8 protein-coding genes are annotated in these 15561 nt (G+C 73.1%); 4 read left to right on the forward strand and 4 right to left on the reverse strand.

Annotated features, from left to right (window positions below):
* Positions 1–253: 253 nt before the first annotated feature.
* From DI272_RS12135 to DI272_RS12145, 3 genes are read right to left on the reverse strand one after another with little or no spacing between them, the layout of a single operon-like run.
* Positions 254–2569, reverse strand: a complete 2316-nt coding sequence (locus DI272_RS12135) for a beta-galactosidase (RefSeq protein ID WP_181387167.1) — start codon at positions 2567–2569, stop codon at positions 254–256.
* Positions 2569–4332 (reverse strand): beta-galactosidase family protein, encoded by a 1764-nt coding sequence (locus tag DI272_RS12140; RefSeq protein WP_109495378.1) that lies wholly within the window; start codon positions 4330–4332, stop codon positions 2569–2571. The genes DI272_RS12135 and DI272_RS12140 overlap by 1 nt, the downstream gene beginning before the upstream one ends.
* Before the next feature lie 14 nt (positions 4333–4346).
* Positions 4347–5519 carry a sugar MFS transporter gene (locus DI272_RS12145; protein ID WP_258314532.1) on the reverse strand — a complete coding sequence of 391 codons (1173 nt, stop codon included), beginning with the start codon at positions 5517–5519 and terminating at the stop codon, positions 4347–4349.
* Positions 5520–5673: 154 nt separating this feature from the next.
* Between DI272_RS12145 and DI272_RS12150 the strand changes: the two genes are divergently transcribed.
* Complete coding sequence (locus tag DI272_RS12150; protein ID WP_109500805.1) at positions 5674–8739, forward strand: beta-N-acetylglucosaminidase domain-containing protein; 3066 nt, start codon at positions 5674–5676, stop codon at positions 8737–8739.
* Here DI272_RS12150 and DI272_RS12155 read toward each other — a convergent pair whose 3' ends face one another.
* Positions 8740–9504, reverse strand: coding sequence for a sugar isomerase domain-containing protein (locus DI272_RS12155; protein ID WP_109495380.1), 765 nt, complete (start codon positions 9502–9504; stop codon positions 8740–8742).
* Positions 9505–9654: 150 nt separating this feature from the next.
* On the opposite strand from DI272_RS12155, the gene DI272_RS12160 reads away from it, so the two are divergent.
* From DI272_RS12160 to DI272_RS12170, 3 genes are all read left to right on the forward strand, one after another.
* On the forward strand, positions 9655–10536 hold the full coding sequence (locus tag DI272_RS12160) for a MurR/RpiR family transcriptional regulator (RefSeq protein ID WP_109495381.1): 882 nt from the start codon (positions 9655–9657) through the stop codon (positions 10534–10536).
* Between the two features lie 133 nt (positions 10537–10669).
* Complete coding sequence (locus tag DI272_RS12165) at positions 10670–14896, forward strand: NEW3 domain-containing protein (protein ID WP_109495382.1); 4227 nt, start codon at positions 10670–10672, stop codon at positions 14894–14896.
* Positions 14893–15522 (forward strand): malonyl CoA-ACP transacylase, encoded by a 630-nt coding sequence (locus DI272_RS12170; RefSeq protein ID WP_109495383.1) that lies wholly within the window; start codon positions 14893–14895, stop codon positions 15520–15522. The genes DI272_RS12165 and DI272_RS12170 overlap by 4 nt, the downstream gene beginning before the upstream one ends.
* Positions 15523–15561: the final 39 nt, after the last annotated feature.

The following is a 15561-nucleotide window of genomic DNA, read 5'->3' on the forward strand; positions in this document are numbered from 1 at the left end:
ATCGCCCCCAGCATACGGCCGGGCATCGCCGCTGAAGGGGCGCGGGGAACTGCGCGACCAGCCACGACGCGGCCGCACCCGACACTCACCCCGCCTCACCCCGCCTCACCTCACCCCGCCCCGCCTCACCCTCACCTCACCCCACCTCACCTCACCTCACCCCGCCCCGCCTCACCCTCACCTCACCCCGCCTCACCTCACCCCGCCCCGCCCCGCCTCACCCTCACCTCACCCCGCCTCACCTCACCCCGCCTCACCTCACAGCCCAGCGGCGAACGGTCACCAACTCCACCCGCTCGATGACCGCAGCACTCCGACTCCCTTCCGCCACGTACACAGCGGCCCCCTCGTCCCCGCCGAGCGCGCGCACCCGCAACTCCCCGGCCGGCAGCCGATCGAGGCCGATGTCCCACACCCGCCCCGAGAAGAACTGGTCGGCGACGAGGACCTCCCCCACATACGCCCGCCCCACGTCCCCGGCCCAGTGAATCCGCAGCAACGTCCCCCGCGGCACCGCATCCGGCAGCGAGACGACGTACTCCGCCGCCGCCGTCTCGAACCACTTCTCCGCAGGCGCACTCGCCCGTCCCATGACCCCGGTGACCGGCTCAGGGGCGGGCCCGGCGGCCCGGACGGGACGGACCGAGGCCTCCCCCACCTCTGCGGCGGGCTCCCCCTCCAGCACGTACCGTCCGAACACCCCGTCCGGCACGCCACCGGGCCGACCCGTCGGAAACACGGCGATCGACGGCCGCTCCACGGCACTGTGCACCCGCACCTCACCGCGGTCGAACACGACCCCGCCGTCCGCCAGCACCAGCCGCTCGGCGCCCCACAGCACGCCCCGGTAGGCGGTACGAGCGGTAGCCGCATCCAGCACCAGCAGCCCCACCCGCCCCCCGCCCACGGTCTCCACCTCGACGAGCGCGTCCGTACCGGCCCGCAGTCCGGTGACCAGCGCGCGTCCCTCCCCGTGCGAGACCTCCCCGGACGGAGCCGAGAGGGAAGCCACGCCGCTCAGCGCGAGTTCTGGATCGATGCCGTCAACCGCGGCCAGCACCAGCACGGTTCGGCCACCGTCCGCCACCGTGCACACCGGCTGCGCGGTGGCCCACTCCACCCGCACCCCGCCCACGTCCAGCCGCAACGGCCAGCAGAACGAGGCGCCCGACGGCACCGTCACCGGCACCGACGGGAAGCTCAGCTCCTCGTCCCCGAAGGCGACACCGAACGACGTCTCCGGATGATCCGGCAACGGCTCGTGCGGCTGGTGGTTGTTGACGAACAGGAACCCCGACGTCCCGTCGCCGCGCACCGCCCACCGCAGCGTCTCCCGGTCGTCCTGCCCACGCGGCAGCTCCGCCGGCAGCACGGACTCCATCGGCGCGATCAGATGGCCGAAGTCCGCCAGCATCAGGTGCTGGAGCCGCAGTTCGTCGTACGACGGCCGGTACTGCCCGTACTCGCCGAGCGGGGCCTGGAAGTCGTACGTCAGCACCGGCAGGTCGTTCGGGTATCCGGTGGCGTGGGACTCCTGGAGGGTCGACGCCTCCCCCACCGGGTTCGTGCCGCCGTGGAACATGTAGTACCCCTGCCACACCGACCCGCACCCGATCTTGGTGAGCCCGAGGGCGGCGATGTCGGCGGCGTCGACCCGTGGGCGCCGGTGGTAGGAGACCGCCATGCCGCCGCCCAACTCGCAGGTGGCCCAGGGGAATCGGTCCGCGAAGGCGTCCGGGGCGCTGCCGCGGACGGCGGTCACCGGCCGCAGGTCCGCGCCGATGCCCTCGTCGTCGCGCTGGTGGGTGAAGAAGAAGTGCTTGCGGCAGGTGTCGGGCCAGCCGCCGTCGGCCTCGGTCCAGAAGGTGTCGGTGTAGCCGCCGTAGAGGGGCAGCAGTTCGTCGGGCGGGAGCTGGACACCGCCCCAGGCGGTGGACGTCCACAGCGGGGCGCTCAGGCCGGCCTCCTGCGCCATCCGCTTCAGGGTCAGCAGGTGGCCGGGCTGGTCGTAGAGCTCGTTCTCGATCTGGACGGCGACGATCGGGCCGCCGTGGGCGCGGTCGAGGCCGCGGAGCTGGTCGGCGATCGCCGCGTACCAGGGGCGCACGGCCGCCAGGTAGGCCGGGTCGTCGGTGCGGGGGGCGCAGTCGCGGGCCAGGACCCAGTCGGGCAGGCCGCCGTTGCGGACCTCGGCGTGCACCCAGGGGCCGATCCTCGGGATGAAGTCCAGACCGTGGCGGGCGCACAGTTGGACGAAGCGGCGCAGGTCGCGGTCGCCGTCGAAGCGGATGCGGCCCTCGGTCTCCTCGTGGTGGATCCAGATGAGGTAGCTCGCGACGACCGTCACGCCGGCCGCCTTCATCTTGAGCAGTTCCTCCTCCCACTCGGCGGCCGGGTAGCGGGTGTAGTGGAACTCGCCGGAGACCGGGAACCAGGGGCGGCCGCCGCGGGTGAGGCAGCGGCTGGTGACCTCGACGGGGTCGGGGACGCCGGGCGCGTCGGCGAACGGCAGGTGGCCGGTGAGCGGGGGCGCGGTCGTGTCGGGGACGCGCAGGTGGTGGTGCGGCATCAGGGGTTCACCGGTCCGAGGTCGGGGGTATCGGTCAGCTGGGCGCGGGTGGCGGTGGTGGCGTGCAGTTCGAGCAGGATCAGCTCGTTGATGCCGGCGCGCAGGACCGGTGCGGGGACGTACAGGGTGTGCTGGGGGCCGCGGTTCCAGTAGCGGCCGAGGTGGAAGCCGTTGATCCAGGCCTGGCCCTTGGTCCAGCCGGGCAGCGCGAGGAAGGCGTCGGCGGGTTCGGCGACCTCGAAGGTGCCCCGGTGGAAGGCCGGTTCGAAGGCGGTGGACGTGCCGGACGGCTCGAAGGGCACGGCGGTCGGGTCGGCCAGGGACAGCGGGTGGCAGTCCCAGCCGTGCAGGGCGGTGCCGTTGAAGGAGACCGGGCCGAGCAGGCCCTTGGGGGTGCCGATGCGGGGGCCGTAGTTGACGCCGCCCATGTTCTCCACGAGCACCTCCAGTGTCGCGCCGGGGCGCGGCACGAGGACCGGCAGGGTCTCGTCGTGGCGTTCGCGTTCGAGGACGCCGACGGGGGCGCCGTCGACGAGGACCTGCGCGCGGTCGCCGACTCCGCCCGCGAAGTGCAGCAGGCCGTGGCCCGCCGCGGGGAGGGTGGTCCGGTAGAGGGCGTATCCGGCGGCGAGGCCGAGTGCGTCCATCGTCGCCGGGGTCTCGGTGCGCACGGGTGCGGCGAGGGCGCCCGCGTGCGGCAGCAGCGGGGCGCGGTGGTCCAACTCGACGGTGCGGGGCGCGAGTTTCGGTGCCGGCGCCGGGACCGGCTCATCCGGCACGGGGGCGTGGCGGGCGATGACCTCGCGGAAGGCGTGGTACTTGGGGCCGGGGTCGCCGGACTCGGTGAGCGGGGCGTCGTAGTCGTAGGACGTGACGGTGGGCTCGTAGGTGTGGTGGTGGTTGGCGCCGTTGTGGAAGCCGAAGTTGGTGCCGCCGTGGAACATGTAGAGGTTGACGGAGGCGCCCGCGGACAGCAGCCGGTCGAGGTCGGCGGCGGCGTCGGCGGCGCTGCGGGTGTGGTGCGGGCCGCCCCAGTGGTCGAACCAGCCGACCCAGAACTCCGCGCACATCAGCGGGCCTTCGGGCCGGTGGGCGCGCAGTTCGGCCAGGGCGGCGTCGACCTTGCCGCCGAAGGTGCCGGTGGTGAGGACGCCGGGCAGGCTGCCGGCGGTCAGGTGCTCCTGGTTGACCTGGTCGCACGTGAAGAGGAGTTCCTCGACCCCTCGGTCCCGGAAGCCCTGTTCGAGGTGTTTGAGGTAGGCGGTGTCGTCGCCGTAGGCCCCGTACTCGTTCTCGACCTGGACGGCGATGACGGCGCCGCCGCGTGCCGCCATGTGCGGGAGCAGCGGGGGCAGGAGCAGGTCGAGGTAGCGGTCGATCGCAGCGGTGAAGCGGGGGTCGGAGCTGCGCAGCGCGATGTCGGTGTCCGAGGTGAGCCAGCCGGGCAGACCGCCGCCGTCCCACTCGGCGCAGATGAACGGGCCGGGGCGCAGCAGCACATGGAGTCCCTCGTCGCGGGCGAGGGCCAGGTAGCGGGGCAGGTCGAGGATGCCGTCGAGCACCAACTCGCCGTCCGGATGCGGCTGGTGGGCGTTCCACGGGACGTACGTCTCGACGGTGTTGAGGCCCATCAGCCGGGCCTTGCGCAGCCGGTCGGCCCACTGGTCGGGGTGGACGCGGAAGTAGTGCATGGCACCGGAGACGATGCGGAACGGCTCGCCGTGCAGCAGGAATCCGTCGGACGTGGTCGTGAGCGCGGACATGCGGGGTCTTCCTTTCAGCGGGAGGAGGATCGGGTACTGCGGACGAGCCAGAGGGTCGCGGCCAGGCACAGTGCCGAGACACCCCCGAGAAGCAGCGGTACGGCCTCGACGCCGGACCACTCGATGGCCTTGCCGAGCGCCGGTCCGGCCACCACTCCGCCGACCATGGAGGCGGCGATGACCAGGGCTCCGGCGCGCCGGGCGGTGGGGGCGGCCTTGTGCAGCCAGGGCAGGCCGGTGGGGAAGACGGGTGCGATGAAGAGGCCGACGCCGGCATAGGCGTACGGCGCCAACTCGCTCACGGAGGCCAGCATCAGACAGACCGTCATGCCGGAGCAGGAGACGCTGATGATGGTCTGGGGCGAGTACCTCAGGGCGATCGGGGCGGCCAGGAACCGGCCCACGGTCATCATCAGCCAGTAGACGGACGTGGCGGTGGCGGCGGCTCCGGCGCCGTAGCCGACGGTCTCCAGGTGGGTGGGTTCCCAGCCGCCGACCCCGGCCTCGATGCCGACGTGCAGGACGTAGAGCGCGACGAAGACGCCGAGCACGGAGGCGAGGCTGCGGGTGCGGATGCCGCCGGAGTCGTGGGCCCCCTCGGACGGCTGCGGGGCCTGGTTGCGCACGCCCTTGAGGCACAGCAGCAACGGCAGGTTGACCAGCGCGAACACCAGGAAGACCGCGGGGTAGTGCGCGGCGCCGACCGCGCCGATCAGGGCCGGGCCGAGGATCGCGCCGATGCCGAAGTGGGCGTTGAGGATGTTCAGCATGGCCGTCGAGCGGTGGCCGAAGCCGACGGCGAAGAGCTGGTTGAGGCCGTAGTCGATGCCGCCGAAGCCGAGCCCGGCCAGCAGGGCGGCGGCGAGCGCGAGGGGCCACTCGGGGGCGAGCGCGAAGCCCGCCGCGCCCACGGCCATGAGCAGATAGGAGGCCCCGAGGATGCGCCGGTTGCCGACCGCCCCGTACCACCGGTCGAACAGCAGCACGCCGCCCACCCCGCCGACGAAATGCGCGCTCAGCCCCAGCCCGGCGGCCGACGGGGACAGCCCGAACTCCTCACGCAGGGCGGGGATCGCCGGCCCGTACAGGGCTTGGAGCACGCCGATCAGCACGAAGCCGGCGCACGAGGCGACGACGGCGGCCGGGCTGAACACCGGGGCTTCGACTACACGGGTCTCTCGCAGCACGACAGGAAATGTTACCGGTAACATCCAGGCCGTCAAGATTGCCGACGACTCCACCATTGAATGCTTGAATCGACATTCATACACTCACTCGGTGGATGAATTCACCTTTCGTAGACGCTCGACGAGATCAGCGAGGGTGGCCGCCGTGCTGCTGATGGCCGCCGGTCTCACCACCACTCCGTCCCTGACCGCCACCGCGTCGGCCGCCCCGGCGCAGCCCGTGGTGTGGCCGCAGCCCCAGAGCATGCAGTCGGGACCCTCCCGGTTCACGGTCCCCGACCGGGTCGTGGAGGTCGTCGGCCCGGACACGGACCCCGCGGCCCGCAGGGTCGTCGAGTCCGCCCTGCGCGCCGCCGGCGCCGACCGCATCGTGACGGCCGACAAGCCGGCTCCGTCGGCCGCCTTGACGGTCTACCTCGACGGCCCCGGCACCACCGGGGTCCTGAAGCGCCTGGGCGCCCGCTCCCCGCACGGCCTCCCCTCCGGCGGTTACGCCCTCGCCTCCGGCCGTACCCACGGCCGCACCCTCCTCGCCCTGGCCGGCTCCGACGCCACGGGCACCTTCTACGCCGCCCAGACCCTGCGCCAACTCCTCGCCGGACAGCGCGAGTTGCCGCAGGTCACGATCCGCGACTGGCCCACCGCCGCGCTGCGCGGCGTGGTCGAGGGCTTCTACGGCACCCCCTGGACCCATGCCGAGCGCCTGCGCCAACTCGACTTCTACGGCCGGACCAAGCAGAACGTGTACGTCTACTCCCCCAAGGACGACCCGTATCTGCGCGCCCAGTGGCGCGACGCGTACCCGGCGGCCGGACTCGCCCGGCTGAAGGAGCTGGCCGACCGGGCTGCCGCGAACCACGTCCGCTTCACCTACGCCCTCTCCCCCGGCCTGTCGGTCTGCTACTCCTCCGCCGCCGACATCGCCGCCCTCACCCGCAAGTTCGACTCGCTGTACGCCATCGGGGTGCGCTCCTTCGCGGTCCCGCTGGACGACATCAGCTACACCAAGTGGAACTGCGCGGAGGACGAGGCGGAGTTCGGTACGGGCGGCGGCGCGGCGGGCGCGGCCCAGGCGCATCTGCTCAACACGGCGTGGGACGGCTTCTCGGCCGGCCACCCCGGCCTGGAACCACTGGAGATGGTCCCCACCGAGTACTCCGACCTCGCCGACACCCCCTACAAGACGGCCCTGCGCGAGAAGCTGGACCCGTCCGTGGTCGTGGAGTGGACCGGCGTCGGCGTGATCGCACCGACCATCACCGCCGCCCAAGTGGCTGAGGCCCGCCGGGTGTTCGGGCACCCGATCCTGATCTGGGACAACTACCCCGTCAACGACTACGTCACCAGCCGCCTCCTCCTCGGCCCGTACACCGGCCGGGAACCCGGCGTGGCGCGCCCGGGGACCGGGGCGATCGGTGTGACCGCCAACCCGATGGTCCAGGGCGAGGCGAGCAAGCTGGCCCTGTTCACGTCGGCTGCCTGGCTCTGGAACCCCGACGTCTACGATCCGCGGGCCGCTTTCCTCGCCTCGGTCCGGGATCTGGCCGGCTCCGGCGGCGCCACGACGGGGGCACCGCCCGCGCCCTCCACGCTGCGGGCGAGCCTGCTGATCTTCGCCGAGAACAACTACTCCTCCCCGCTGGACGCGACCGAGTCCCCGACCCTGACCGGGCTCATCGCCGCGTTCCGCACGGCGTACGAGGACGACAGCGGGCTCGGCCGGGCCGCCGCCGCACTCCGCTCGTACTTCACCGACATGGCCGCGACACCCGCCGAGTTGCGCGCCCGGCTCGCCAACCCCGGTTTCCTGAGCGAGACCTCGGCCTGGCTGGACAAGGTCGGCCGCTACGGCGCGGCGGGGCGGACGGCGGTCGACCTGCTGCTGGCCCACAAGGCCGGTGACGACGAGGCCGTGTCGACGTACTGGAACCGACTGCGCGCCCAGCGCAAGGAGTTGGACGCCGTCCCGGAGCAGGTCTCGCCGGGCGTGATGGACCAGTTCCTCTACACGACGATGCTGGAGTCCGCGCCCGACCCCGGGGTGGACGCCACGTTCTCCCCGTCCTCGCTGTCCCTGAAGCCCGGCGCCACCGCGACGGTCACCCTGCGCTTCGCCGACGCCTCCGCCAGGACGGTCGACTGGAAGCTCGACGTACCGGACGGCGTCACCGCCTCCCCGGCCGAGGGCACGGCGACCGTACCGGCCGGGGGCAGCGCCTCGGTCTCCGTCACGCTGACCGGCGTGGGCGAGGGCGTGCACTCGGTGCTCGTGTCGGGGACCGGCGTCCTCGGCCGGGCCCTTCCGGTCCAGGTCACCGACGGCCGCGGGAGCCTGAAGGCGCTGACCGCCAACTTCAGCGGCGCGTCGGTCAGTTCCGTCGATCTCGGGTCCGGCGCGACGAAGGACATCGCCGTCGGCGCCAACCCGGGCGAGGTCGTGGTCAGTTCCGACGGGCGTACCGCCTATGCCGCCAACCAGGGCTCGAACACGGTCAGTGTGATCGACGTGGCGAGCGGCACCGTCACCGCCACGGTGGCCGTGGGACGGGTACCGGCCGGGCTGGCGCTGACGCCGGACGGCGGGACGCTGTGGGTCGCCGACTACGCGGACGGCACGGTGCAGCCGGTGGACACCGGCACGCTCACCGCGGGCCCGCCCGTGCCGGTGGGCGACGGGCCGGAGAACATGGCGATCACGCCGGACGGCAGGACCCTGTACGTGGCGGCCATCCACGACAACACGGTCAGCCCGGTCGACCTCGCCACGCGGAAGGCCGGTACCGCGATCCCCGTCGGGCCCCGGCCCTTCAACGTGGTCGCGGCGCCGGACGGGAGGACGGTGTACGTGTCCGACTCCGGCGGGTCGACCGTCACGCCCATCGACACGGCGACGAACGACACCGAGCCGACCCTGCTCGTCACCGGCCAGGCGTACGGGCTCGCGCTGTCACCGGACGGCCGGACCCTGTGGGTCAGCCCGAGCAACGGCGACTACGTCACGCCGGTGGACACCGTGACCGGAGCGCCCGGCAAGAGGATCACGGTCGGCAGGTCGGCCTTCGACGTGGGCCTGGACTGGAGCGGCACGACGGCGTACGTCACGACGGCCGACGGCAACGCGCTGGTGCCGGTCGACACCGGAACAGGTCAGACCGGCACGGCCTTCACGACCGGCGCCTATCCCCTCGCCACAGCCCTGACTCCCGTACCGGTGGAGTGATCAACTCGCGGTACGCCGGATCCGTCCGGCGTACCGCTTCTCCAGTTCCAGGTTCCCCTCGAAGCCGCCCGGCACATTGGCGGACACGTACACCGGCGGACGCTCTCCCGCGGCCAGCATCTGCGCCGTGGCCTCCGCCACCGCCATCTGCACCAGCATCACCCCGGTCAGCGTCGACAACGCGCACACCGCACCCCCACCCGGCAGCTCCAGCAGCGCGTCCCCGCGCGGGGCCGCGTTGTCCAGGACGACGTCGGCCAGGTCGACGAGCTTTTTGCCGCTCGCGTGGCCGGCCGGGACGGCGCGGGTGTGGGTGAGGGAGGTGAGGGCCAGGATCTTGTGGCCGTGCTCCTTGGCGTGGAGGGCCATCTCGACGATGACGTTGTTCACGCCCGAGTTGGAGACGATGACGAAGAGGTCCTCGGGGCGGGGCGCCGCGAGGTCGTAGAGGCGGGCGGCGACGCCGGGGCTGCGTTCCAGGAGCGGGTCGTCGAGCACGCCGGGGTCGTCGCCGCCGTACAGGACGAGGTCGGCGATCTGGATGCGGTTGGTGGGGACCAGGCCGCCCGCCCGGCCCGCCACTTCGAGGACCATGGCCTGGGAGTGGCCGGTGCCGAAGGCCTGGATCACGCCGTCCGCGCGGACGCAGTCGGCGATGAGCCCGGCGGCGCGGGCCACGTCGTCGCGGGCGGACCGGGTGAGCTGCTGAAGGACGGCAAGGCTCTGCTGGGCGAAGCCCTGGGCGCTGACGGACTCGGCGGACACGTGACACTCACTCCCCACTGATGGATTGAACCACCCTGTATATCTCCATCGATGAATCAATAAATCACACGGCGGCGGTCGGGTTCAATCACCGTGATCCGGTCCTGGTATTCAAAGGGGGGTTCGGGCGGTGGCTGGTACCTTCTCACCATGCCCCCGACGGACGTCACCACACTGATCCGGACCGAGCTGCCCCGGCTGGCCGGTTCCCTGCGCAAGGTCGGCGAGCTGATCCTGGAGGATCCGGCCGCCGTCACCCACTGTTCGGCCGCCGAGCTGGGCCGCCGCACCGGCACCTCCCAGGCGACGGTGACCCGCTTCTGCCGGGCCATCGGCCTCGACTCCTACCAGCACCTGCTGATCGAGCTGGCCCAGGAACGCGGCCGCGGCCAGGTCTCGGACTGGGGCACCGCCGAGATCGGCCCGGACATCTCCCCCGACGACTCCTTGGAGCGGGTCGTGCAGGTCGTGGGCAACGCGGATCTGCGCGCGGTGCAGCAGACCATCGACCGGATCGACCTCGACGCGATCGAGCGCGCCGCGCAGGCGATGGCGCGGGCCCGCCGGATCGACCTCTACGGCGTCGGCGGCAGCGGCGCGGTGGCGCTGGAGACCGAGACCCGGCTGTTCCGCATCGGCTGCTCGGTGCGCGGCTGGACCGAGGTGCACGGCGCGGCCACCTCCGCCGCCCTGCTCACCCCGGCGGACGTCGCCCTCGGCATCTCGCACTCGGGGGCCACCCGGGAGACCATCGAACCGTTCGAGCTGGCCAAGGAGCGCGGCGCGACCACCGTGGCGATCACCTCCGACCCGCGCTCACCGCTCGCCAGGGCGGCCGACATCCGGCTCGTCTCCTCGGCCTCGGAGACCAACTTCCTCACCGGCATCGGCGGCCGGCACTCCGTCCTGGTGCTGCTCGACTGCCTCTACGTCCGGGTCGCCCAGCTCTCCTACCAGCGCGCGAGCGCCTCGCTGGCACTGACCGACCACATCGTGCCGCAGCACTCGGCGAAGGGGCGGCGCACCCGCTGACCCGCAGCGCCGAGCACGGGCCGACCACAGTGATATTGCATAGATGATTCACCGAGAACACGCGTAGATGGTTGTTTGAACCATCTCCACGGTGCCAGGATGGGACTCCGCCGAGCACTCTCGTAGGAGACCCATGCGCGTCACCTCTGTCGAGTCGACCGAGCTTTTCGTCGGCACCCCCGAGCAGCCGTACCAGGTGGTGGCCGCCGAGATCGAGCACGTCCCGGGCCGCCAGGTCCGCCTCACCGCCGAGGGCCCGGGCGTGCGGAGCGTCGGGGAGACCCTGGTCACCGTGGGCGAGGACGGGACCGTACGCGCCGAGATACCCGTGACCGGCGACGGCGAGCACATCACGGTGACCGCGGCCGACGGCTCCGAGGCCGCCCGGCGCACCGCGCCGTTCACCGCCGCCGAGCCCGGCTGGACCATGTTCATGGTCAGCCACTTCCACTACGACCCCGTCTGGTGGAACACCCAGGCCGCCTACACCGAGACCTGGGACGTCGCCGACGACCCGGCCGCCACCGGCCTGCCGGCCCGCACCTTCGACTCCCGCGGCCAGTCGGGCATGAGCCTGGTGCGGGCGCACTGCGATCTCGCCCGGCGCGACCCGGCGTACACCTTCGTGCTCGCGGAGGTCGACTACCTCAAGCCCTACTGGGACGCCTTCCCGGAGGAGCGCGCCTTCCTCCGCGAGCTGATCCGCACCGGCCGCGTCGAGATCATGGGCGGCACCTACAACGAGCCCAACACCAACCTCACCGGCGCCGAGGCGACCGTACGCAACGCGCTGTACGGCGACGGGTACCAGCGCGGGATCATGGGGGCCTCCCCCGAGACCGCCTGGCAGTTGGACGCGTTCGGGCACGACCCGCAGTTCCCCGGTCTGATGGCGGACGCGGGCATCACGTCGAGCTCCTGGGCGCGCGGCCCGTTCCACCAGTGGGGGCCGGCCCTCTCCGTCTTCGGCGAGGAGCCCCGCGATCCCCGACGCATGCAGTTCCCGGCGGAGTTCGACTGGATCGCCCCCTCGGGGCGCGGCATCCTCACCGCCTACATGGTCAACCACTACGGCGCCGGTTGGGCCATCGACAACGCTCCCACCCTGCCGGAAGCAGAACAGGCCGCCTTCAAGCTGTTCCGGGGTCTGAAGAAGGTCGCGCTCACGCGCAACGTGCTGCTTCCGGTGGGTGGGGACTACGCGCCGCCGTGCCGGTGGGTGATGGGCATCCACCGGGACTGGAACGCCCGGTACGTCTGGCCGCGGTTCGTCAGCGCGATCCCGCGCGACTTCTTCGCCGCCGTACGGGCCGAGTTGGAGGCGGAGGGGCGCAGGCCCTCGCCGCAGACCCGGGACATGAACCCGGTCTACACCGGCAAGGACGTCTCCTACATCGACACCAAGCAGGCCCAGCGGTACGGCGAGACCCTCCTCGCCGACGCGGAGGCCTGGGCGACCCTCGCCTCCCTCGTCACCGGGCACCCCTACCCGGACGCGGCGCTGGACAAGGCGTGGCGGCAGCTGGTCTACGGCGCCCATCACGACGCGATCACCGGCTCGGAGTCGGACCAGGTCTACATCGACCTGCTCACCGGCTGGCGGGAGCTGGCCGACCTGGCGGAGGCCGTGCACGCCGACGCGACGGACGCGCTGGCCCGCCGGGTCGCCCGGCTCCCCGGCTCACCGGACGACCTGGTCGTCTTCAACGCGGCCACCCGGGAGCGCCGGGACGTGCTGTCCGTCCCCGACCCCGGGGCGGTCCCCCTCGACGACACGGGTCTGCCGCTGCCCGCCGTGCGGGAGGAGGACGGCGGACTCCGGGTCGTCGTCGGGGAGGTGCCGGGGCTGGGGCTCAAGGCACTGCCGCTCGCCGCGGGTTCGGTCGGCGGATGGACGCCCGGCGCGGGGGCGACGATCCGCAACGAGTTCTACGAGGTGACCGTCGACCCCTCGCGCGGCGGCGGCGTCAGCAGCCTGCGCCAGGGCGGCCGGGAGCTGCTGCGCGCCGGTGACATCGGCAACGAGATCGTCGTCCAGGAGGAGTACCCGAGGCACCCGCGCTTCGGCGAGGGCCCCTGGCATCTCACCCCGACGGGCACGACCGCCGCCCGCAGCGGGGCCGTCCCGGCCGATGTCGAGGTTGAGCACTCCGCGGCCGGGCAGCGCATCACCGTCCGCGCCGACCTCGGCCTCTTCCGGTACACCCAGCGGCTGACCCTGTGGAAGGGCGTCGACCGGCTCGACGTCTCGACGACCGTCGACGGCTACGACGGCGCCGACCGGCTGATCCGGGTGCGCTGGCCGTCCGACGTGCGGGGCGGGCTGCCGGTGCACGAGGTGGCCGACGCGGTGATCGGGCGCGGCTTCGGGTTCGTGGAGGTGGACAGCGAGCGGTTCCCGTGGACGCTCGACAACCCGGCCAACACCTGGTTCGGGCTGGGGTCCACCGCGCGGGTAGCGGTGCACGACGACTCCGGTGTCCTGCTCGGCCGACGGGCCGTCGGCGTGGCCGAGTTGGTGTACGCCGACTGGGACGCGGCCGGTGCGCTGGGGGCGCCGCTCGCGGCGGCGCTGGTCCGTGCCGGGGTCACCGCGACCTCGACCGTCGCCGGCGGCCCCCGCTACGGCGACCTGGAGGTCGACTCCAACCTGCCCGACCTGCGGATCGCCGTCGGCGGCCCCGAGCGCAACTCCGTGGTCGCCGAGGCCCTCGCCATGGACCCGGCCGCCGGGCGCGAACTGCGGCGCCAGTTGGCCGCGTCGGGCGCGGCGGCGGTGTGGGTGGCGCCGCGTGCCTCGCTGCGCGAGGAGTGGGTGCCGGGGGCCGATCTGCGGGACCTGGAGCGGCTGCCGCTGCTCGTGGTCGCGGACACCGGGGACGGCACCAAGGCGGTCGACGCGCTCGTCGCCGACCTCGACGACTTCACCGTGACGGCCACCGCGGCGGGCGGCGGCGAGGCACTGCCGCCCGGCGACGCCTGGGACGGGCGGAGCTTCGCCGTCCTCAACCGGGGCACGCCGGGCTGCGTGGTCACCTCCGCCGGCGACCTCTGCATGTCCCTGATGCGCTCCTGCACGGGCTGGCCCTCCGGCATCTGGGTCGCCCCGCCCCGGCGCACCGCCCCCGACGGCTCCGCGTTCCAGCTCCAGCGCTGGTCCCACACCTTCGAGTACGCCGTCGTCGCGGGCGAGGGCGACTGGCGGGATGGCGAACTGCCCGCCCGCGGGCATGAGTTCAACCACCCGCTCACCGCCCGTCTGCGCACCGGGGCCGAGGGCGGGGCCGCGGACCCCCTGCTGCCCCGCAAGGGCACGCTGCTGGAGCTGGAGCCCGCGGGAGAGGTCCTGCTCGACGCCCTCAAGCCGGCCGGGTCGCCGCTGGCCCGGGGCAGCGTGGCACGGCCCGACCCGGGACGCGGGATCGTGGTCCGGGTGCACGAGGTGAACGGACGCCCGGTGCGGGCGCGCGTCCGCGGGGTGTTCGGCTGGACCGGCGGCACACGTGCCGACGTACTGGAGACGCCCGGGGAGCCGCTGGTGCCGGACGCGCAGGGTGTCCTGGACGTCGGTCTGAACGGCTTCGAGGTGGCGACCGTGCTGGCCACGGCGGCGGAGGCGGCGCCTGTCTCCCCTGCTCCCGGCGTCGCCGCCCGGGAGCCCGCCCAACCCATCCACACCCGGTACTGGCTGCACAACTCCGGCCCCGCGCCGCGCGGCAACATGCCGGTGACCGTGTACGTCTCCCCCACCGTCCTCACCGCCTCCGGCCCGGTGACGGCCGGCGTCCGGATCGCCTCGGAACTCACCGACGCCCCGGTCTCGGGCACGGTGACCTTCGAGGTGCCGCCGGGCTGGCGGGCCGAGCCCGCCGAACTCCCCTACGCGCTGGGCCCCGGCGGCTTCTCCCTCGCCGAGGTCACGGTGACCCCGCCCCCGGACGCCGGGCCCGGCAGACACTGGCTCGCGGCCCGGCTGTCGTACGGCGGGCAGACGTACGAGGACGTGGTGGCCCTGGACGTGCCCGGCGGGCCGCCGGCGGGGCCGACGCTGGTGTGCGCCCTGGGCGCCGAGCGGGTCACCGTACGGCGGGGTGAGCGCGTCCGGGTGCCGGTGAGTCTGCGCAACACCACGCTCGGGGCGGTCAGCGGGCAGGTGTGGGCGGTCTCGTCCTGGGGGACCTGGCCGGGGGTCCGGCCGGGACTCCAGGGGTTCACCGTGCCCGCCGGGGAGCGGCTGGAGTACGCGGTCGAGGTGGACGGCTCGGCGGTCCCGCCGGGTTCGTACTGGCTGATGGCAAAGGTCGGATGGCACGGCTGTGTCGCCTATACGGAGGCGGTGGAGCTGGAGGTGACGCCGTGACGGAACAGGATGCCGCCGCGGTGCGGGGCGAGGGGATCTCGAAGGCACGGGTGGATGCCCTGTTGAGAGCCGTCCCGCCCCGTGACCGGGAGACCCGCCCCGAGTCCCTGGCACGGGCCGAACGACAACGCCGCCGCTGGGCGACCCAAGTGGTCGTCACCGACGAACTGGCCCGCCGGGCCTGCGCCGACCGGGGCCTGGAACCCCCCTGCGAGGTGTCACCGGCCCTGCTGCTGCGGGTGGCCGAGTCCGATGTGGCGGACCTCGGCAGCATCGTCGCCGCCGCCCTCGCGCACTCCCCCGCGGCCCGGGCCCTGCTGGCCGAGTTGCAGCGTGAGCACCCCGTGCCCGAGGAGGCGGTGCGGGACTACTACGACCGCAACCGGGACCGCTACCTCACCCCGGAGGCGCTCAGACGCGGGGTGAACCCCTTCGGCGGCGCCACGGACGCGGACTTCGTGCCGTACCGGAAGGCCCGTGCCGGCATCACGGCCGAGCTGCGCCGGGCGGCGGGTCACCGCGCGTTCTTCGACTGGCTGGACCGGGCCCGGGCCGACGTGACCTACGCGCCGGGGCACGAGCACCCCGGCGACCCGTCGCACCCCGATCACGAGCACCGGCACTGAGAACGGCATCCAAACGCAACACGGCAAACCATTGACCTC

The organism is Streptomyces sp. Act143 (assembly GCF_003143935.1).
Classification (GTDB): domain Bacteria; phylum Actinomycetota; class Actinomycetes; order Streptomycetales; family Streptomycetaceae; genus Streptomyces.